This window comes from Prevotella pallens (assembly GCF_900454935.1).
GTDB lineage: Bacteria > Bacteroidota > Bacteroidia > Bacteroidales > Bacteroidaceae > Prevotella > Prevotella pallens.
In genome coordinates, this window is sequence record NZ_UGTP01000001.1 from 570,437 (window position 1) to 593,595 (window position 23,159).

Genomic DNA, 23,159 nt, shown 5'->3' on the forward strand with positions numbered 1-23,159 from the left:
TTAACATAAACTTTGGGCTATTTGCTTTTAATATCATACCTGGCAACCCACATAGTTTTCAAGGCCCTTAACTAATAGGAATTTCTTCTGTATACCAAATGTTCATTACGCTTTAATTCAATCACCCCATTTAGAATCTTCTACCACACTCTATAAGCATTACATCACCACATAAAGTTTTGAATAAATTTATTTTTCATGTCATATCTGTCACATCTTATACACGCATAATACTCTCACCATTAACAAGATACGGCAAATGTTAAATATGACAGCAACGTACATTTAAACTTAACATGGTATCACTTATTGATAAATACTACCGTTGTAAAACTTTGAAAATACTAAAAATAATATGATACGAACAAAAAATGCTATCCTGTCATTCTACTATAACAAAGAAGAATGGTGTTTGTCATAGTCCAACTATATAAGTCTATAACTTGCGGCTGCCAGTTTCGAGGTAGAAATATTTATTAACTGATGAATTCTGGCGCACTTATTACAGTGAGAATTAGACAATACGTGAGGTTTCAGCCTACCAAATGTCCATTACACCTAATAATAATGAACTTATAATAATGGACTTAGCAACCGAATAACCGATTCCCAAAGTCTATAAAGGAAACTTTTTTGGTTTATCTCCTTTATATCTTCCAACAGCACACATTCAGTTTCATCGGTTAAGAATATATTTTTTATGCGTTGTGCCATTTCTTCGTCGTAAAAAAAGGCATTGGCTTCAAAATTGTTTTCAAAGCTACGGAAATCTATATTTGCCGACCCCACAGAAGAAACGTTATCATCGGCAACCAACAATTTGCTATGATTAAATCCGTTTTTATAACACAGCACTTTTACACCAGCTTTTACAGCCTGAGCAAGATAAGAACTCGATGCCATTTGAATTAATTTAGAATCGGTTTTTAACGAAACCATTAATCTAACATCTACACCTGAGAGAGCTGCCGTTCGCATTGCAAAAAATATAGGTTCAGTAGGCAAGAAGTAAGGTGTTTCCATATAAACATATTGCTTTGCACTTAGCAAAATTTTTATATATCCTTGTTCTAATTCTTCCCAAACACTGGTAGGACTACTTGTAACTATTTGTATTAAGCAATTATTAGGTTGCGTTATTTTTATTTCTGGATAATATTTCCTATCGGTTATAAGAGTTCTATCTGCATAAAACCAATCAATAAGAAAGGCACGTTGCAAACCATAAACAGCTGGTCCGTTTATTTTTATATGTGTATCGCGCCATTTTACATTTTTATTTCCTTTTATGTAACGTTGCGCAAAATTCATTCCCCCTATAAATCCAACTTTTCCATCTATAACTATAATTTTACGATGATTTCTATAGTTCACTTTCCCTGTAAAAGCTGGAAAACGCACTGGCATAAAGGGGTGAACCTCTATACCTTCTTCGCGCATTTGTTCAAAAAACTTATTTTTTGTTTTCCACGAGCCTACATCATCGAATAAAAATCTAATTTCAACACCTTTGCGAGCCTTATCTATAAGAGTGTCGCGTAGCAATCTGCCTAAAGGGTCGTCGTCTATAATGTAAGAAACAATGTGTATGTGGTGTTTTGCTTTACTTATTGTTGCAAAAAGAGCAGGGAAGAAATCATATCCCGAAACATAAACTTCGGCAGTGTTGTTTTTAAATGGTAATGCTAAATTTTGATTCATAAAAAGCTGAATCAATCTTTGATAATCGGTAGAAAGTTCCAATTGTTTTTGTTCGGCAAATTCAATCATAGATCGTTTTGTAAGTTGATCTAAGCTTTTTTGCCATATATTACGATTTTTTCGAGTACGACGTCCAAAAAAGAAATAAAGAATAATTCCTACTAAGGGTAAAAACGATAAAACTAATACCCATGCTATAGTTTTTGCAGGCTGACGATGCTCCATTAATACCGTTATCATAGCTAATATAGCAATTACGGTGTAGGCAACAAGAACTATCCAGTGTATATAAATCATAGCAGATATTTGTTTTCTTACAGCTTATTCAATATTTCTCTCTCATACCACAATATCGTTTCCTAATTTCCGTGCAAGCACATTACGCATTTCTTGTAGTTTTTTTATCTCACCCATAATTTCCATTACTTTATTCAAATCGCTTTCGGTAGATAAACTTGCTTGCAATTCTTTTAAATGTTGCTCCACATAATCCATACGATAGTCGAGAATTAAATGCATTACACGGTCGCGAAGGTCAATTTCTCGCTCTTTCATTTGCATACTTTCCGATAGTTGAAACCTATCTACGCTTAATTTTACAGCTAATGTAGAAATAAGAATATCGGGGTGATGTGTGAAATATTCTTCTGCTTTAAAATTTTCGTCTTCACTATGCTTCAAAGCCTCATTTAGAATTTGAACGGATAACGGGTTCTTAAACGACAAGTTATCTAAGCCAAGATCGTATGCTATATATTGAGCCACGTTAAGATTAATTTTCTCTCCCGTTTCTTCGTTTAAAACATCTCTAATAATAAGTTTTTCGCCATCGCGCACAATGGTTTGAATCAACATTATTTCTACTTTAGAAGCCTGCTGAATAGGTGTAGCCGGACTTAAAACTTGCTGATTGTTTTCCTGTTTTTCTATTTCGCGTTGCTGTTCTTTACGTTGTTGTTCTTTATCGTTATAAATAAACCTATTCATTTGTGCAATAAGCGTATTTTCTTTCATACTTGTTCGGTGTGCACATTCACGCAAATAAGTGTCGCGCAAAATAGGATCTTTTATTACGGCAATACTTTGTACTATTGAATTTATTGCTTCCGACCGCCTTACTGGATCTGTTACACCATTCAACAATACGTTTATTTTAAAAACAATAAAGTCTGTTTGTTTTTTTTCTATATATTCTCTGAAGGCATCTGCTGTTAAATTACGTGCCAATTCATCAGGATCTTTGCCATCTGGAAGTAATAAAACTTTTACATTCATACCTTCTGCAAGCAACATATCAGTTCCACGCATTGCAGCATGTTGGCCAGCTTCGTCGCCATCATATAATAAAACTATATTTGAAGTAAATCGTCGGAGCAATTTTATTTGATAAACCGAGAGAGCAGTTCCGCTATTTGCCACAACATTTTCTATTCCACACTGATGCATTGATACAACATCGGTGTAACCTTCCACCATATATACAAGATCGAACTTAGCAATTGCTTTTTTTGCCTGATAAATTCCATAAAGAGCATGGTCTTTCTGATAAATTTCACTACCGGGCGAATTTACATACTTCTGATTTACTCCTTTTGTACGTGAATCGAGCAATCTACCGCCAAAAGCTATTACTTTTCCGCTTACATTCAGCCAAGGAAATATTACACGTCCGTTAAATCTGTCTATAAGTTCGCCATTATCGCGTTCGTAACATAGACCTGTTTTTACAAGAAATTCTTTTTTATATCCAGCATCTAATGCGGCATTGGCAAATTCTTGCATTCCGGTTAAACAAAAGCCTAACTGAAATTTCTCTATAATGTCGTCTCTAAAACCACGACTTCGAAAGTATTGCAAGCCAATTGTCTTACCATCTATATTATTTATAAGCAGGTTATGAAAGTATTTTGCAGCCCACTCGTTTACAAGAAACATAGATTCGCGTTCGTTTTCTAATTGTTTCTCTTCTGTAGTTAGTTCACGTTCTTGCACTTCTATTCCATATTTCTTTGCCAAAACTTTCAATGCTTCGGGATAAGTCATTTGGTCGTGCTTCATAATAAAATTAACTACATTTCCAGCTTCGCCACAAGAAAAACATTTATAGACTCCTTTTGCTGGACTTACCGAGAAAGATGGTGTACGATCGTCGTGAAAAGGGCACAAACCTTTATAACTTGTACCTGCTTTTCGCAACGTTACATATTCAGAAATTACATCTACTATGTTTGCTGCATCTAAAATTCTATCTACAGTTGGTCTATCTATCATAAGTTATTTCAAGTGTTGAAGTTGCTACAAAGGTACAATAACAAAATAGGTATACCAAATTTGACGGTGCAGAAAACAATATTTTTACAAACTATTTAAATACAATTGGTTTGTTAGGCTGTAACGCTATTAAAATGTGCCGAACATTTAATTAACGTGAGTTCGACGAATTATAAGTGTCTATAAATTTGGTGATTAGCGAAATTTGTTATAACTTTAAAGAGCTAATATACAAACAGTTATAAACAAAAATCGCTATGATCACCGAGGACAAAGTTGCTGAAATATTTTGTGTGGCAGATGACTTCTGCAAGTTTTTTGATGCAATGACAGCAAAATATACGCTAAAACCTACAGGAAAAAGGAAATATCATAGAAATTCTACAATGTCAAAGGCAGAAGTTATGTTAATAATGATTCTTTTCCACGATTCTGGTTATCGCTGCTTTATTGAAACGGTGAATGATGAACTTAAGAACATTGCGCAGGTGGAACACTCCATACATAGATACTTTGACCGCTTCATCATCAACTTATTATAGGCAATTACCACCTATTTCCTGTTTCCAAAGAAGCCGTCCATCAATGCACAAAGATCATTTACACTCCCCTTACATCGTTCTGAATCCGTCGAACTCACGTTATTTACTATGTGTTGAGTCTTGCGGCGAACCAATTGTTATATTCATATGGTTGCTGATTTTCTCAGCGTTAATGTGTTGTCTGTATTCATTTGGGGTTAGATGTATCTCTCTTAAGAATTGTTCGTAAAACAGTGTTGGTGTATTGTATCCCGAGTTAAAAGCCACTTCATTGACCGTAAGGTTCGAATGAGTTAGTAATTTACAAGCATATTTAATGCGTATGTTGGCAAGTACTTGGAATATACTCTTGTTGGTACATTTCTTAAAATATCGGCAAAGTGACGTCGGATTCTGACTAACAAAGTCAGCAAGTTCCGTGAGAACAATCTTCTTCTGGAAGTTATTATATAAATAGGTGAATACCTTGTCAATGGCAGTATCGGTATTAGGAGCTTTGTAATGGCTGATTGCTATTGGTGATAATAGCTTTGTTTGTGAACAGTTATATAATCTTTCGAGAATCTCATACAAAGCAATCAGACGCCTTGTATAGGACTGTGAATCGAACAAAGATAACCTTGAGAGGAGGTCCTCATATAATCCTTCATCATAGAAACGTATGCCATACTGGCTTTTCGATAGCAAATCAGCAATATGTTCATAGTCTGGTAGGTTAAGAATATCGGGTGGAAACATGTCTGGACTGAACTGTATTGTTTCACTTGTACTATGTTCCATAGCTTCTGTTTCTTGGCTATTTCCCATTCTACTTTTGCATAAATGCAGATGGGGAATATTACTTCCGATAAGTGCAACGTCGCCCTTTTTGTAGTCAGCAACCCCCTCTCCAACAAATTCAGTCCCACTTCCGCTGGTAAACAGGATGAGTTCATATTCGGAATGTCTATGAAATGGTAGATTAAACTCAGTGTATGTAATGTGACTGCACATGGTTTGCATATTATGTACTATCTTTCTATCAAGTATTACCATCTTTTTCTGCAAATGTAAATATACTCTATAACAACGCAAAGATAGTGTATGTTATTATTAAAAAAAAAGTTGTAACTTTGCATTTTCAAGATAACCGTAGTCAAAAAAGCGGTTTTTTAAAACATAACAATTAATTTTTAATTCAAAAAAGATTCTCTATGAAAGAAAAAAACAACTTCATTATTCCAATGCTTTTCCTTGCTTTCATGTTCTTTACTTGTGGCTTTGCATTGGGAATCAATTCCTTATTAGTACCAGTATTGAAGGTTTCGCTAAGCGTTTCGTCCACAGAAGCCTATATGCTCATAGGAGCTACGTTCTTACCGTTCCTTATCTTTGGTTATCCAGCAGGCTTATTGATAAGTAAAATTGGATATAAGCGTACGATGGCTACGGCTTTTGCCATGTTTGCTATAGCCTTCGGAGTGTTTATTCTCTCTGCAGCTGAAAGGAGTTTCATTATCTTCTTATTGGCATCTTTCCTTTGTGGAACAGCTAATACGTTCCTACAATCTGCCATAAATCCTTATGTAACAATCCTTGGACCAACGGAGAGTGCAGCAAAAAGAATCTCTATTATGGGCATGATAAACAAGTTAGCATGGCCCGTATCACCTTTGTTTATTGCTCTTTTTGCAAGTAATAGTGGAGGTGTTGGCTTGGAAGATCTTGACAAACCGTTCTTGGTTATAATCTGCTTATTTGTAGTCTTAGGTGTCGTAGCACTCATATCACCCTTGCCAGAGGTGAAAGCTGCTGGAGAAGATGACGCCGATACAGATTCAGCAGTGTCCGACTATGCAAACAGTAAGCATTCTGTCTTCCAGTTCCCACATCTTGTTCTTGGGGCAATTGCCATATTCTTTTATGTTGGTTCAGAGACCATCGTCTTGGGTACACTTATAGATTATGCAAGTGAATTAGGTCTTCCTCATCCTCATACGTACTCATGGATTACCCCAATCAGTATCAGTATAGGATATATCGCAGGTATTATTCTTATTCCTAAGTATCTTTCACAGACGAAAGCCTTACAGATCAGTTGCTTCGTTGCACTGTTTGGAACGCTACTTGTATTGTTACTCCCGGGTGTTTATAGTATTTATGCTGTAGGTATCATGGCATTAGGCTGCTCATTGATGTGGCCTGCATTCTGGCCTTTGGCGCTTATGGACTTGGGTAAATATACCAAGGCAGGCTCATCACTAATGACAATGGGACTTATCGGTGGTGCTGTTATCACTGTGTTGTTCGGACTTATTAAGGATGTTAGCAACATTCAATATGCGTATGGGATCTGTTTTGTCAGCTTCTCTTATATCCTTTTCTATGCATTCAAGGGCTATAAGTTGAGATAAAAACTTCTTCTTCTATAGCATAAGCATATTGGTAATCCATTTGAGAAGTGATATAAGTTGAATTAAAAACTTCTCCTTCTACAGCTCGTGAAGCTCTTTGTCCTTTTTAAAGGAGGACATAGAGCGTGCGAGCTGAATCTATTAAGTAGACTCTCAGCTTACAGTATATCCATAATGGTCCATATTATTGGTCATGGTTCTGTTGCTGAAACACAATTAATTCTTTGTAAACTGTCGTTGGAACGTTAAAAAATCACCGACTGAAAGGTACATTTTTTATTGCCAATCCCGCCGTTTCTTTCGTCTTCTTCACGTCCGTTTCTCAGTCTGTTCACCCACCTTTTGAATCGGTAAAGCCGCTACCCTGATGACAAAGCACACTGACCTTACTTTGAAAAACACAACGGAACGAACAGTAACAAAAATCCTTACACTTCTCACTTCGCTATCTTTCACTTTCCCTACCATATCCCTTCTTTATCTCCTTTGTAACCTTCAAGATATCAATAGGTTACAAACGGGCTTGTAAAAGGTGCCCTTTTACATTGCAAAACATGCCCTTTTACACATCAAAAGATCGTAGATTAAAAAGCAGATGGGAATAATCTTTACATCTGAACAGTTCTTCCCTCCCTCCGTTCTGCTCTAATGCGAGGAGAGAAAGCGCAGAGATTCCCTAAAAAACAGCTGTTATGAGCGTGTAAATCTTTATATTAAGATTAATGTTCTCACTACTGATGGTATCCGCGTAAAGCCTCTTATAGATTGCAGTCTTTCTTGTTTTTGCTTTTATGTTACCGTGATCTCGACGAATTATAAGTGTCTATGGATTTGGTAATTAGTGAAAATCGTTGTAGCATTAAGAAGCTAATATACAAATAGTTATAAATAAAAACCGTAATAATCACCTATGGAGGAGTTACTGAAATATTTTGTATGGTAGTCGATTCCTGCAAGTTTTTTGATGTAATGACGGCAAAATATACACTAAAACCTACAGGAAAAAGGAAATATCATCGAAATTCTACAATGTCAAATACAGAAGTTATGCTGGTAATGATTCCTTTTCACGGTTCTGGTTATCGCTGCTTTATTGAAACGGTGAATGATGAACTTAAGAACATTTCGCAGGTGGAACACTCCATACATAGATACTTTGACCGCTTCATCATCAACTTATTATAGGCAATTACCACCTATTTCCTGTTTCCAAAGAAGCCGTCTATCAATGCACAAAGCATCATTTACACTCCCCTTACATCGTTCTGAATCCGTCGAACTCACGTTAATTACTAATTTATAGTTAATAGTGGGTATTATTTTTCAAGGCATAAAAAAAGAGAGATGCGTTATAAAAACGACATCTCCCTATAAGTATTAAGTGTTAAGTTTGTTCCAAGCAAGTACGTTTAGAAGTTGTAGTAAACACCAAAATTAACGTTGTTGCCATCAAGACTTACACCCCAAACGTGTGAATCTTTGCTTGCACCATCGTATTTTTCAGACTTCCAACCAGCAAAACCTACGTGAGCTACAAGGCTAACTTTCTTGCTAAGATTTACAGCAATACCTGGTTTCAAACCAACTGACCATTCGTCTTTTGAAGAAGTTGCTACATAAGCGTGGTTGTAGTGAGTATAACCAAAGCCACCATCAATGAAAGCATCTACATATTTTGTACGAACTACATTAAAACGAGCATAAGGTTGAATGGTAAAATAATTGCGACTTTCGTTTTGAATATTTACAGGATTACCTTTTCCCCAACCAACTACTGTACCAATTGCTACATCTTTATTAATATTATAACCAATTTCTGGAAGAACTTGATAAGTTGTTACGTTCTTGCCACCATTCTGTTTAGAAGAAGCAATACCAACACTACCACCAACATAAACTTGTGCATTGGCAGCAACTGCAACAAATGCAACTGCGAGAGTCATTAAAATCTTTTTCATCTTAATAAAATTAATTTGTTTATACTGAATTATTAATCTTTTTACACTCCAAACTCTATTGTAAAACAGAGAGAGAAGTAATGATTTCGGGTGCAAAGTAAAGACTTTTAAATTGAACAACCAAATATTTATATCAAGTTTTTTCAAAGTGGTGTAAACGAACGTTAATATCATACCTTTTTTAGCGGTTATTTTACAATGTATTACTTTTTTTAGCAGTTACCAATTACATAATGCGTAATAGCTATCTACCTATTTTATTACATTGCATACTGTACAAATGGCTTATTCCTATTTTGCTCAAAACAATATATTCGATGTAAGCAAATAAGAGGTTGCTATTTTCTTATTATAAAACTGGAAAAATATAATGAAAAAAAATTTTTTTTTAATTACAAATACCCATTTTATAATTACTTTTTTAGCGATCTGCTATTTCGCATTTTTTTTCTTAGAAATTTGCTTAAACACATTTACACCTTATTTTATAATAGTATTTTATTCGTAATGTCGAAAAAAGAAACCAATTTTACACTAATTTTCTACATTTTGGTAGATTTTTAAAGAAAAACTATCTTGTTATCAAAAAAAATATCTATATTCGCAGCACAAATCAACATTACTACACGATAAACAGACTTTTGGAGAAGGAAAAAGCAGACAGATTCTTTTTTATTAAATCTACAGCCTGCACTACAATTTGGTTTTAGAACATTGCATTATGCAAAATAAAACAAGTAGGTCTGCTTACAATCTCAAAGTTAGCACCACAAGTCGGTAGAACTATTGGTAATAAAAAATTTATAAAAATAAAAGCATATAAAGAGAGAGACTCTTTTTTCTCTTTTCGAAGGGAGGGAAGATGGGTTAGCAATAAAGAAAAATCGTCCCTAAAGAAAAATAGGAGTCAGAGAAAACTATTCAAAACAATTTTAAAATACCTCCCTCCACTACATTTCTCCGCCCTCGAGAGAAGATGAAAGCAAGGGATATTTACATTATGAGAAAACTAATTCTACTTACTCTGGCAGCACTTGCTGCTAATGTGCAAACAACAAGTGCACAAGAAACTGGCACCATTGCCCCAAAACCTGCGTATTTTTGCGATTTTGAAAATGCAGCAACAACCGATTTTACCGACCAAATTATTACCATTAATGGAAAACGTTGGCGATTACACAACGCACGTATTACAGATTCTTCTATAAATGGCATTCCACAAGGCAAACGCGCTGTAGAAATTCTTTCAGGAACACCAAATAACGAGCCAGCTTCACTCGAACTTCTCGATACTGTTCATGGTGGTTCTGTAGCTTTTTGTTTCGGACACTCTGGAATGGACCGTACAATTAGCCGTAGTAGCGAAGCATGGTTCGTAGAAGTTACAGAAGACGATGGAAAACATTGGCTAAGCAAACCATTAATATTCGACGATACAGATGTTACACCTATGGTTTCGTTCGATTCTCCTTTCTATGGCGACCCATTCCGCTTTAGAATACGCTTTACCGATAAGATAGGATATGGAAGCAATTGGCGTATTTTGGTAGACAATATATATGTAACACAGGGAGTAAATATTGAAGTGCCTTGGTATATTCAGCCAGAACGCATTTACGATGGTTACGAAACATCGCAAGATAGCATTACTTTTACTCCGCTAATGAGTGGATCTTCGTTCTTCTTTGGCGAAAAAGGTAGTCCGTATGCCGATACTTATATTCAAACACAAGTAGACAATAACGAACCTGTAAACTATTATATAATGCCCGAAAATATTCGCTTCAAAATGAATAATTTAAGCGAAGGAAAACATCATTTCAGTGCAAAATTTATGCGTGCTGCCGACGATAAACCATGGGTAGGACCTTTAGAAACTAACTTTGATTTTTATGTACGACCAGTTAGTAAAACCATTAAAGGTATAACAGCATTGCGCCGTGCAGAGGTTGGAAAATTCTACGATTTAGTTCCAAATGGCACCGATAGCATATTTGTTAACTGGATTAAAAGAACACGTGCGCAAAAATGGCTATTCGATGGAAAATCTGGCATATTGGTAGACGACCCTAATTATCTTGATTACTCTGCAAAACTATCTCCACACGACCAAATTGTGAAGAAAATGCGTGGACAACTATTATTAGTCGATAATAATTTGGTGTTCCGTCTCGATAGTAAGCCAGAAATTGAAGACGTACAAAATTCTAGTTTCCACTTCCGTAACTTTGTTTGCGACGATCTTAGCATACTAACAAAAGATCCTAAAACTTTTGCAGCCTATCCTTTAGCTCTTACTGGCATTAGTTTAGTGGAACCACTCAACCAAATTGACCGTTATCCTAACGGACGAATTGAAATTGCCGATATGAAAGGTAACCAGTTTATATTGCAAAATATATATCCAGACGATTTCCAGTTCTCACAATTCATTGAAGCTGGCACAAAACATTTCATTATTTTTGGTATGGTGGGCAAAACTTATATAGATGGTAAGCTTTGTTTCTACCCATTAACTGTATTGCCTGATAAAGAAGCTGAAGCAGCTGGCATAAATAATATCAAAACTAATTCGTCAGCATTGACTATTAGTCATGCAATGGGCAATTTATCGTTACAAAGTTCTGCAAACTGTACTGTAGATATTACCGATCTTAACGGTTGTGTTGTTTCGCGTATTACACTTTCTGCAAATACTATTACTCCAGTTACGCTTGGTCATGGCTTATTTATGGCTACAGCACACTTTGCTGATGGTAGCAAATATACTGTGAAGTTTGTGAACTAATTTTTCTATTACCATATAATATTGCACGCTAAGAGAATTTTAATTCGCTTGGCGTGCTTTTTTGTTATATATATTATGGTATAAACAAATTAATTTACACACAATATTGTTAGTGCATCGTCAGAAAATAATAGTATAACAGTATATTATAATATGATGTACTAATGGCATTTTAAAGATTATGAATATAGTTATAAGGAAGTAGAACCATTTATTAAAAAATATTTATACCTTTGCACCATATTAACAATACCAGTTATATATTATAACTCTAAAATAGTTTTTAAAGAAATGTTTTGCACAAACGAAAAAAACATAATTCGAAGAAATGCAGCTTTCCTTGTTGCGAGTCGTTTTATGAGACTTTACATTACTTTCGGTCTCATCTTACGCATCATTCTTATGTATTCTACACCTACTCAAGTAAGTTTTTCTATAGTAGATGTTCTCAGAAGTCTTGGAATTGGTTTGCTTTCTGATTTTGGTGTAGGAACTTTACTCACAATACCTATCTTCGTTTTATATTTGGGATTGAACGAATGGAAATACAATAAGGTTGTTGGTTATATAATAGAAGGTGTTTTAGCATTAGGTTTTCTTTATTCGTTGTGGCAAAAATCTATTTTTCACGAATATGGAGGTGGAGCACCACTTATAGCACGACTGTTTTTGGGCTGGAAACTTGTAAGTTTCTCTATACGACTATTTGTTCCGAAATGCAGAATGGCATGGCGTCGCATAACAATGTATAGCACTTGGGCGGTATATGTGTTGTTATTTCTTTTTGTTTCGGCAGGCGAATATTTCTTTTGGCAGGAATTTGGTGTACGATACAACTTTATTGCGGTAGATTATTTGGTTTATACACACGAAGTGTTAGGCAACATTATGGAATCTTATTCTATAGTTCCGCTCATTTTGTTAGCCATAATAGCAACTGTTGCCATTATTGTTTGGCAATCGCGCAGACGACGTTTCAAATTAGAAAAACTATATACACCAAAACTCTTATTAGTGCATATTGCTATTTATGCTACAACGTGTTTGTTGGCTTTTGGAATTGCATCGTTTACACAAAGTTTGGAAAGTTCTAACCAATATGTTAGTCAGTTAGAACAAAATGGTGCTGGAAATTTTGTGGTTGCCTTTTTCAATAACAAATTAGAGTACGATAAATTTTATCCAATGATGGATAAAAATGAATGTATAAACTCTTATTACCAATTAGCCAAACTTAATAAACAAGGATATAAGGCACTAAGTGTAGGAAACAATAAGCCTCAACGCTGCAACATTGTGCTAATTACGGTTGAAAGTTTAAGTGCCGATTTTCTGAAACATTATGGAAACACCGAAAACCTTACGCCACAGTTAGACCAACTTATAGGCAAAAGTATGGTTTTTGATAGCCTTTATGCCAACGGAAACCGTACAGTTCGCGGATTAGAAGCTTTATCGTTGTGCATTCCTCCCAGTGCGGGCGAAAGCATTATTAAACAAAAAGCAAACCGAATGGGAAATCTTTCTGTGGGAGCAGTGCTGAAACAACAAGGATATACTGTGCAATTTCTATATGGAGGCGATAGTTATTTCGACAATATGGGCGATTTTTTCTCGCACAACGGATACGATGTTATAGACAGAAGCAATATTAGCAAAAACGAAATAACTTTTGCTAATATTTGGGGGGTATGCGACGAAGATATGTTTAACAAAAGCTTAAAAGTGTTCGATGCAAATGCAAAGAAAGGTACTCCATTTTTTGCACAAATAATGACTACAAGTAATCATCGCCCATATACTTACCCTGAAGGAAAAATAAAAGTAAATGGAAATCCACATACACGCGACGCTGCTGTATGTTATACCGACTATGCTATAGGGAACTTTATAAAGAAAGCCTCGCAAAAACAGTGGTTCAACAACACAATATTTGTTATTATTGCCGACCACTGTGCATCGAGTGCAGGAAAAACATCGTTGCCAGCCGACAAATATCACATTCCTTGCATTATATATAGTCCGAAATATATAGTACCGCAAGTAGTAAAAACGGTTTGTTCGCAAATAGATATTATGCCAACTTTATTGGCTTCGCTGCATATTCCGTGCAAAGTAAGCTTTACTGGACAGAATATATTTGCACAAAACTACCAACCACGTGCTTTTATGGCAACTTATCAAAATCTTGGATATTTGGAAAATAACTGTTTAACAATACTTTCTCCTGTAAGAAAGATTGAACAATTCAGTGTGAAATACGATAAAGATGGTACTGCAATAGAAACACCTTTACGTCAAAAACGAAACGACTTAATAAAAAAGGCGATGGCGTTCTATCAGTATACCAATATGTATTTGCACAGATAAACGAAAATTTTAACTTCTACCCGATAATTTAGGGTTATAGTAGATAAAAAAGAAACATATTTATAAGTCTGCTTCTATCCGTTTTGATAGCAAGCAGACTTACTTTTTATGGCATTTACAATATAGTTTCGGCAAAAACATTTTGAAAAAAGCAACTATAAAAGGAAATAAAACATAGACCCTTATTATAACAAAACCTTTGTTCCATTCCATTCGTTAGCGTATTGGTATATTCTGTAAGAAAGATGCTCGAAACGTATTACAAATTTTGCTGCGTTTTTCCTAACATTATGTATAAGAAAATGGAACCAACAATATAAAGACACGCGAAATTATGTGGATACAACAATTTTCTTACGTCATTCTTTTGTTTTTCTTATTTTAAAGTTCTATTTTTGTAGGCATAAGATAGTATTACCAGTGTACAAATAAAATACACAAACATATAACATCGCAATAAAAAAAGGAATGAAAATATTTAGTACAGCACCAGAAGGTAACGATATGGCTGATTTGGAGAATGCACGATATATAAATTTAGCATTAAAGCAAATAGAACAAAATGTAGAATGGTTACGAACAACCAATAAACCCGTTCAAGCTGTTCTAACTCATATAGATATATTGGTTATGTTGGCAAATAAATTTCCTGTAAATGCAAATCTTTTAATAAGAAAACATAAAGTTCAGGAATGGAAAACTGTGTTTAACGAGTGGTTCGACCGTTGTGGCAACAAAATTCCTGCGAAATATAGAGATGGAATTAAAGCAAATGCCGATGAACTATTTGCACAATTGGAACAATATGGACACTAAATGCTAAATTAGACTATTGTGAGAGTTTAATATCACACCTTAAGCCATCGAACTTTATTGTATATTTTAGAAAACATATATGGTAAATGTTTGTTTTAGAAGGCTATATAGGGGTGGAACTATGTAGAAAACAAAACAAGCAGCGCATTTGTTATGAATAAACAAAATACATTCGCACTTAAAATAGAGGGCAATAAACAGTGCTTTGGCTATTTGGAAGCATTAAATACATTTAGATTTAGTAATAATAGACGGTTTCCCACCTCCTATATTAGCTTTGTAAAGCAATACGGATATGGTTTAACAGCAAACAATTTCCACATTTATATACCATTAGATACGTATGGCGACTCTCTTTTTATTAGAACAAACGAAATTCGCTCTACATATTTCTCTGATATTATAAACGGCGACATCTGGTTTGATATAGATCCAAATGTAACTCCCACTATTCTGCGTAATCTTTACCCATTTGCCAGTAGCGATAATGGCGAATACTTGTTTTGGGATATAAATTCTTCTGATGATAGTGGCGAAGAAATGGATATTTATATAACAGACTTTAGAGGAATAGAGCTAAAGAAAGTGGCTTCGAACTTATATGAATTTATTTGCAAAATAACAAATGCCAATAGCTATAAAGAAATTATGCCTTTTGCTACTCAGCCTCTTCCAAGTGTATTTAAGGCATATACTCTAAACAATACAATTTTGAATGGTTGAATTAAAGTATACAATATGAAACTGAAAGAACTAAAAACATTATTTAAAATAAGCATAGAGCAAACACTGTTAGAACCTCTGCTTAAAGTTGGCTTTAAATGGAAAAAAAGTAGTATGGGGTTTCAAAGAAATAAAGGCGATTTTAGTCAATCTATCTTATTCTTTTTAAGTCCAATTAAATATTACGACGACGAAAGTATAGGCCATATCACCATTATGATTCGTTTAGATGCTCCAAAAATAACCGAAATAGCTACACAACTAAAAGGAGCCAATAATAAATTCGATGCTATAGATACATTTATAAATGTTGATGCTGGCATTTTTGTTGGTACACATACCTTAGAGTGGCGTCCAACTTCTATCGATAATATGAATGAACTTATAGAGAATAATATTAAACCGCTTATTATAAACACAATAGTTCCCACTTTAAATAACAGAAGTTCTGTGCAAAATGTACTCAACGACTTTGAAAACTCCGAAAACTATCTCTTCGCAAATAGTAAAGAAGTAAATGCCTTGTTGGCTATTGCAATGTATTATATGCAGAACGATATTGCAAATGCAAAGAAAGTTATCAACGAATATCTATTGTCGGACGATGTATATAGAGAACGATATAAAGATGCTCTATTAAGATTGAATATTTAAGAACGAAACAACTGTTTGTGTAACCTTAGTATCGCTATAAACAAAACGCAAACAAAACAATTTCTACATATAAATTAGGCAAGATTCTACAAAACAACATTACGCCCCAAATACGCTAATATTAATTTAAAATTTAAGACGAAAACATTTTTCATTATAAAATAAAATTTTGTAATTAATATTTGCGTGTTTTCTTATTAAAAAAATATTTATTTTAATAAGAAATTTCTACTCCTTAATTTCTATGCCACACAATATAACAAAAAAACTGGTGTTTTTTGCCATTTTGCTATACACTTTTTTGCTATATTAGCTACCTTTGCATACACAATCTGTTATGCTCGTAGATAGTAAAACACAGGTTGGTTCACACAACACAATAAAAACAAGTTCGTTTCGTTATAAATAATACAAAATCTAATTTAAGAATGCATTACTGTGGAGGAACTAAATTTCAGTATTAAAGAGCATATAAACCTAAATTCGTATTCCGATAGTAAAGGGTGGAGAGGATATTGTGAAAGAAATAAACCTTTTACAATAGCTCGTGCTAATAAAATTGTTAACTATTTCAGTCAATTCTTTAGCCGGTTCGCACCTAATGTAACTATTGTGTATAACTGTTTTAAAATAAAAGAACACGAACAGGGCAATAATAGCATAGCTAATTATGTGAAATACATAGAGAAATATTTGATAGACTTTGGATATATAAAAGTAGCGAGCAATTCGGTTTACGATAATCCAGATTGTTTATCAACGAATTTTGAAATAAAACAAACCACCGACTACGATATAGTTTCTATGTTTGCTTTGCTAACAATGATAGATGATGGAATAGACGGTCATTGTTTCTTTGTTTTCAACGAATTAGGACTTATAGCTTACCCACACGACAATACAGGTTTTGGTTTTATTCGTTTTAAACGAACAGAAATTTGTTACGAAAATATATTTCTCCAAAACGTTTCTCTAATTTCAGGCTTCGAAAGTCAATTGGTATACTGATAAATGTATACAGAAAATAGCCAGTGATAGAGCAACTGAATTAGCATACAAAATAGTCATAAAGAAAACAACATACTAAATAGTCATAAAAAACAATCTAAAAAAGTAGATATATGTACACCCGTTTATCGCATAAAAGAACAAAGAAATATTACAGAGAAATAGTAGATTTAGCTATTGAAGAAACCCAAAAACTGTTAGAAATATCGCCAGAAATAGCAATGTATCGTTCCATTCTTAATCAGCTTATAGATATAAAACACACCATAATAGAACAGTGTAAGGTGTTTTCTGTGATGGATTTGTATCGTAAATATTCGTTAGGGCTTATTGCAGTGAAGAATTTTGACGAGGCTACCGATGAATATGCTCAAAAGCTAATAGATAGTTACGGAGGAGCTTTCGACTATTATGATATGGTAGAAGAATAAAAATGCAATACCTTCCCCTAAAATATCCCTTCCTCTTTCTATAAATGTTTCTAACAAATAAGTCTAATTCTAATTTGTTGTAATATAAATATTCGTAGAATATAGCCATTTAATTTTTAGGTGTAATAAATATAATTTATATCACCTATAATATAGCTTGTTTTGTATATCAAGAATATATTATTACAGGAGTGGTATAATAATCTGTGAGGAATAAAAACAACTTTAGGTGTTCTCGGATTAGAAACAGATATTATAAAAAAGATAACTTACGAATATTTTAAAAGAATTGTATTTTGAAGATACTTTTTAAAAAGTAAACCGAAAATATATTAAATATGTTAATTATGATAAAATAGTTGTGTTTAAGTTTGCAATTAAATCTAATATCTTTTATTTTTGCTAACGAAAAGGCAAAAAATGTTGCTTTGTGTAAACCAGAAGCCTCTTGTAAATTACTAATAGTGCAAGAGATTATTATATTACTTAAATTATTTGAATTATGGACAACCTATTACATCTATTTTTATATAACATTAAACATTAATACAGATACGTGAACTAATAAGAATTTTGATAGCTAAAAATATATGAACTAACTAAAAACTTGTTATTAAGATAGTTATAATAGCTATTAATATAAAAACTTAGTAAAGTATATTGAGAACAAGTTTACCTTCTCTAAAATTAATGTAGTGCAGATTTTGTAGGTAGTCAAGTAGGTTTTTATTTAATTTTATTGACATAATTATTAACTAATTAAAAACAAACTAAAATGAAAAAAGCATTATTATTTACACTATTAAGCTTGTTTGCTTTAATAAGCTATGGTCAGGAAATTACTATTGATGTTACGAAACCTGGAACACTATCTTCGCTTATTGGAGATAAGAAGTACAATATCTCTAATTTAATAATAAAAGGCTCCTTAAATGGAGATGATATTATTACTTTGCGAGATATGGCTGGCATAACAAAAGGAGGTTCACCCTCAAAAGGACGATTATCTAATTTAGATTTGTCAGAAACTTCAATTGTTTCTGGTGGCAATTCTTATATGTACGATTACGGTTCTTATGAACAATATTACACTAAACAAGATACACTTAATACATATTCGTTTTACAATTGTCCGGCTTTGGAAATAATAACTCTTCCTAAAACATTAAAAGCTGTCGAAAAAATGGTATTCAGCGTATGTCCTAATCTTAAAGCGATAAATGTTCCTAATGAAAATACATTTTTAAAATCTGTCAATGGCGTATTGTTTTCATTAGCAGATAGCAAATTACTCCGTTATCCTTCAGCATATTCAGGTGGAGACTACACAATACCTAATGATGTTAAGATAATAGGTTATGAAGCCTTTGCAGATTGTCTTAATCTAAATTCGGTTGATATACCTAATAGTGTTACAACTATTGAAGGAGTAGCTTTTACTTTCTGTAAAAAGATTTCCTTAATAGAAATTCCAGCATCGGTAACTTCAATATCTGCAAGTGCTTTTAATTATTGTACACGGTTGGAAAATATAAATGTGGCAGATGATAATTCATATTATAAATCGGTAGATGGAGTACTTTTCAACAAATCGATGACAGAAATTTTACGTTACCCACTGTATAAAAAAGGAGCTTATGAAATACCTCAGACAGTTATTGTTGTTGGCGAATATGCTTTTCATCTAAGTACAGGACTTACTGAAGTTGTTTTGCCATCTACTTTAAAGGATATAAAGAAATGTGGTTTCTTTAATTGTTCAAAACTTACAGAGTTGTATTTACCATCTAAAGTAGAAACAATTGGAAATAGTGCATTTGGTTCTTGTGCAAATCTCTCAAAAATAGTGATGTCTAATGGAATTACATCACTTGGCAATTGGTGTTTCGCAGGTTGTAAATCTTTAGAAAACATAGAATTACCAACTACACTTACAACTTTTGGAGAAGGAAGTTTTTCTGATTGTCCTAAACTAACAGCCATTTCAATTCCAGAGGGAACAACCATTATACCTGCTAGTTTTTGTGCAAACAATAAATTATTAGTTAGAGTCTCATTACCCTCTACTGTAACTAATATAGGCGACTATGCCTTTTATTCTTGTAAGGCAATGAGAAACTTATACTGTTATTCTGATAATCCACCAATATGTGGCATTTATCCTTTCTATGGTGTTGATAAATCGAAATGTACACTTTATGTCCCAGAAACATCTATTGAGAAGTATAAAACAGATAATGTTTTTAAAGAGTTTACATCTTTCTGTGGTATACCAACGAACATAAATGTAACGACAGAGAAAACAAAACCAATAGCTATATATAAGCTTGATGGACAAATTGCACCAGCTAACTATTCTGGTATTGTTATAGAAGTGATGCCAAATGGTGTTATACGAAAAACCTTTATTAAATAAACAATTATAGGGAGATGTGTTATGAAACAATATAAGTTATTTGTATTTACAACAGTATATCTCTGTATTTTGCAGACTTCTTTGCTATCTGCGCAACAGCGTATTACTATGCAGAATGCAGTTAAAACAAAATTGCCAACAGTAATGTCTGTTAAAACAAATCGTAAAGTTCTGACCAAAACAGATACAGAAAATAATTCACGATATGTACAGAACTTCGACGATAAGGCAGCATTCGAAACATTTATGGTGGTTAATAAAAATAATGATGAGTGTACTTGGACTTATGATAGTCGTGTGAAAGCAGCGCGATATAACAATAGTAAAACACTTGCAGCTGACGATTGGCTTTTATCGCCTAATATCAAGCTCGATAATAAGCACGCTTATATGCTCAATTTTAAATATCGCGCAGGATTTTGGAGTTATACTGAAACTTTTGAAGTTGGGATAGGAACAGAAATTGATACAGAAAACTATAAAATAATAGTTCCACGTATAGAAACCGCAGTAGATTCATTTCAAAATAATGAAACAGAATTTACTGTAAATGAAGATGGAGATTATAGAATAGGTGTACATGCTATGAGTAAAGCAGATCAATACTATTTATTTATTGATGATATTTCTATTTCAGAGAAAGCACTTCTTGCAGCTCCTGCAGCAACTTCTATAATTCATATAAAGCCAGGACAACAAGGGACTTTAACTACAGATATTTCTTTTACAACTCCTACGAAAGCTTATGATGGTTCACGTATAGAATCGCTTACCAAAGTAGAAATATACAGGAATGCAAAGCTTATAACTACATTCGAAAATCCTAGTCCAAATGTACAACTCCATTATACAGATAATTCTCCTACTCAAGGAATTAATCAATATTCAATTATTGCTTATAATAATGTAGGAAAAGGACTAGCTGCCGTAAAGGAAACTTTTGTAGGTATAGATATTCCTGCACCTCCAAAAGATATTATTCTAAAAGAATCTGATAATAGAATAACATTAGCCTGGAAAACTCCTACCGAAGGTGCACACAATGGATATTTCGATGCTTCAACGTTGAGTTATAATGTGTATACTAAAGAAGGTGTAATTTTGGAAAAGGGTATTAAGCATTCTGAATTTATTGATAAAAACATAGAATTAAAGGGGGCACAAAAACTACTTTGTTATGGAGTTTCTGCAGTAACAGCAGGAGGAGAAAGTTTAATATCCCAATCTAATCCTATTATAATTGGAGATTCTTATACAATACCATTCCATGAATCCTTTGCTATGGGGAAACCTACCGAAGAACATTTCTTTTGGGGTGAACAAAATGGAGAAAATGGATTCGTGTTTTCTACAACGCATAGTTATGATGATGAATATGGTTGCCTAGAATATTTACCAAAACGAAAGGGAGATAGTGCCTCCTTTAATACAGGTAAAATAGATGTACGTAATGTTAGAAATCCAGCTTTAATGTTTACATACTTTTGTTATCCTGGACATAAAATAAAGTTGAAAGTAATTGCAACATCTCCACAGAGAACCGATACTTTAGCTATTTATAATTATGCCGCTGTTGGTGAAACAAAGGAATGGAAGAAAAAAGTTCTTTTGTTGGATAAGTTTAAGAATGATGATTATGTAATATTAAAATTCTTAGCAGAAAGTTACAATACAGCTATACCTGTTTATATAGATGATATTAATGTTATTAATTATCTCGAATATAATGTAAAAGCCGAATTGAGATTAGTATCGGAAGCTAGGGTAGGGAAAGAAACAATGATAGGAGTAAAAGTAACTAATATGGGCAGTCAGCCAACAAAAGGAATGGTTGCTACTCTTTATGTTGAAGGAGAAAAATACGATGAACATGAATGTTTTGATTTACCTGTAAATCTCGGTAGTATGGAATTTTTCTATTACGAACCGAAGATTACTGATCCAGAAACGCTACATATATATGCTGTGGTAAGTTATTCTAACGATCAAGATTTAACTGATAATACCACGATTGTGGGTACGATGAAAGTGAAGTTTCCTAATTTTCCTCGAGTCGTTAATCTTAATGGCCAGCTCTTAAGTACAAATAAAGCACACCTATGGTGGACAAAACCAATAGAAGCCGAAGGAGGAAAAAAAGAAGAAGATTTTGAAAATTATGAACCTTGGTTAACAGATAAATATGGATTTTGGACTACTTTAGATGGTGATGAAGGAACAACGTATGGAATTAGAGGTTTAGAATTTGAACATAAAACGGAACCTATGGCTTTTATGGTGTTTAATCCAGAAGAACTGGGAGTGAATGTTGATGAGTATCCTCAATTTAAACCAGCAAGTGGCAAACAATTCCTGATAGCTATGTCAGCACAATCTTCATCTACACGAAAAGGACATAACGATGATTGGCTAATATCTCCAAAATTATCTGGAGAAGCACAAACTATTAGTTTCAAAGCTAAAAATATAGATATTCAATATCCTGAGAAATTTGAAATTCGTTATTCTGTAACAGACAAAGATACAGCACATTTTGTCCTTTTAACAACCATTGACAAGCCACTTAAAGATTGGACGCAATTCCAAATGGCTTTACCGAAAGGTACACGTTACTTTGCTATTCATTCAATAGCAACAGATAGTTATGCTTTGATGATAGATGATATAGAGTATGAAATGGCTCCAATTGATATTATTGCTTACAATATATATATGGATAAGAATAAAATAGGAAATACAGCTGGAATTTCGATGTTTGAACAAAGCAATGTTCCTATTGGATTACATAGTTTTCAAGTATCAGCAGTATATGATGTTGGCGAATCTGCATTATCTAATGTAATTAATTTAGATATCCCTACGACTATTGTTAATGATATTCAGAAAAGCAATATCTCAATTGAAACAACGCATAGGCAGATTTCAATAAAAGCAATGCCTGGTGATTCTGTATTTATTTATACTTTAGACGGGCATATATTCTATTCTGGATATATTTCTAATACGAATACAGAGATGTCTATTCCGAAAGGCGTTTACATAATCCGAGTAGGTAATCAATTTAGTCAAAAGATTGTTATTGATTGAT

At 33.6% G+C, this 23,159-nt stretch carries 14 protein-coding genes and 2 pseudogenes; 12 read left to right on the forward strand and 4 right to left on the reverse strand.

Annotation, left to right across the window (positions count from 1 at the left end):
- Positions 1-573 precede the first annotated feature (573 nt).
- Together cls and dnaG are read right to left on the reverse strand one after the other, a co-directional pair.
- On the reverse strand, positions 574-1,998 hold the full coding sequence (cls, locus tag DX009_RS02515) for a cardiolipin synthase (protein WP_115082898.1): 1,425 nt from the start codon (positions 1,996-1,998) through the stop codon (positions 574-576).
- A 42-nt stretch (positions 1,999-2,040) separates the two neighbouring features.
- Positions 2,041-3,972 carry a DNA primase gene (gene dnaG / locus DX009_RS02520; RefSeq protein ID WP_115082899.1) on the reverse strand — a complete coding sequence of 644 codons (1,932 nt, stop codon included), beginning with the start codon at positions 3,970-3,972 and terminating at the stop codon, positions 2,041-2,043.
- A 257-nt stretch (positions 3,973-4,229) separates the two neighbouring features.
- On the opposite strand from dnaG, the pseudogene DX009_RS13480 reads away from it, so the two are divergent.
- Positions 4,230-4,421: pseudogene (locus tag DX009_RS13480) on the forward strand (IS982 family transposase); the annotation flags it as partial.
- A gap of 192 nt (positions 4,422-4,613) precedes the next feature.
- Here the strand turns inward: DX009_RS13480 and DX009_RS02530 are convergent.
- A complete protein-coding gene (locus DX009_RS02530) occupies positions 4,614-5,549 on the reverse strand; it encodes an AraC family transcriptional regulator (protein WP_181792306.1) in 936 nt (311 codons plus the stop codon).
- Positions 5,550-5,707: 158 nt separating this feature from the next.
- Between DX009_RS02530 and DX009_RS02535 the strand changes: the two genes are divergently transcribed.
- Together DX009_RS02535 and DX009_RS13805 are read left to right on the forward strand one after the other, a co-directional pair.
- Positions 5,708-6,907 (forward strand): MFS transporter, encoded by a 1,200-nt coding sequence (locus DX009_RS02535; protein ID WP_115082902.1) that lies wholly within the window; start codon positions 5,708-5,710, stop codon positions 6,905-6,907.
- Positions 6,908-7,990: 1,083 nt separating this feature from the next.
- Positions 7,991-8,089, forward strand: a pseudogene (locus DX009_RS13805) (transposase); the annotation flags it as partial.
- Positions 8,090-8,316: 227 nt separating this feature from the next.
- On the opposite strand, the gene DX009_RS02545 reads toward DX009_RS13805, so the two are convergent.
- Positions 8,317-8,865: an outer membrane beta-barrel protein gene (locus tag DX009_RS02545; protein WP_040595430.1), complete on the reverse strand. Its 549-nt coding sequence runs from the start codon at positions 8,863-8,865 to the stop codon at positions 8,317-8,319.
- Positions 8,866-9,865: 1,000 nt separating this feature from the next.
- Here DX009_RS02545 and DX009_RS02550 point away from each other — a divergent pair.
- From DX009_RS02550 to DX009_RS02590, 9 genes are all read left to right on the forward strand, one after another.
- Positions 9,866-11,653 (forward strand): hypothetical protein, encoded by a 1,788-nt coding sequence (locus DX009_RS02550; RefSeq protein ID WP_115082903.1) that lies wholly within the window; start codon positions 9,866-9,868, stop codon positions 11,651-11,653.
- A gap of 291 nt (positions 11,654-11,944) precedes the next feature.
- Complete coding sequence (locus DX009_RS02555; RefSeq protein WP_115082904.1) at positions 11,945-14,023, forward strand: LTA synthase family protein; 2,079 nt, start codon at positions 11,945-11,947, stop codon at positions 14,021-14,023.
- Positions 14,024-14,491: 468 nt separating this feature from the next.
- Positions 14,492-14,839, forward strand: a complete 348-nt coding sequence (locus DX009_RS02560) for a hypothetical protein (protein WP_006045551.1) — start codon at positions 14,492-14,494, stop codon at positions 14,837-14,839.
- Positions 14,840-14,992: 153 nt separating this feature from the next.
- Complete coding sequence (locus DX009_RS02565) at positions 14,993-15,562, forward strand: SMI1/KNR4 family protein (RefSeq protein WP_006045550.1); 570 nt, start codon at positions 14,993-14,995, stop codon at positions 15,560-15,562.
- A gap of 15 nt (positions 15,563-15,577) precedes the next feature.
- Positions 15,578-16,216 carry a hypothetical protein gene (locus DX009_RS02570; protein WP_115082905.1) on the forward strand — a complete coding sequence of 213 codons (639 nt, stop codon included), beginning with the start codon at positions 15,578-15,580 and terminating at the stop codon, positions 16,214-16,216.
- A 438-nt stretch (positions 16,217-16,654) separates the two neighbouring features.
- On the forward strand, positions 16,655-17,224 hold the full coding sequence (locus tag DX009_RS02575) for a hypothetical protein (RefSeq protein WP_115082906.1): 570 nt from the start codon (positions 16,655-16,657) through the stop codon (positions 17,222-17,224).
- Positions 17,225-17,337: 113 nt separating this feature from the next.
- The gene (locus tag DX009_RS02580; protein WP_006045547.1) at positions 17,338-17,655 is read left to right on the forward strand and encodes an immunity protein Tsi6 family protein; all 318 of its coding nucleotides are present in this window, start codon (positions 17,338-17,340) and stop codon (positions 17,653-17,655) included.
- 775 nt (positions 17,656-18,430) lie between these two features.
- The gene (locus tag DX009_RS02585) at positions 18,431-20,071 is read left to right on the forward strand and encodes a leucine-rich repeat domain-containing protein (RefSeq protein ID WP_115082907.1); all 1,641 of its coding nucleotides are present in this window, start codon (positions 18,431-18,433) and stop codon (positions 20,069-20,071) included.
- A 21-nt stretch (positions 20,072-20,092) separates the two neighbouring features.
- Positions 20,093-23,158, forward strand: coding sequence for a choice-of-anchor J domain-containing protein (locus DX009_RS02590; RefSeq protein WP_181792307.1), 3,066 nt, complete (start codon positions 20,093-20,095; stop codon positions 23,156-23,158).
- Position 23,159 lies beyond the last annotated feature (1 nt).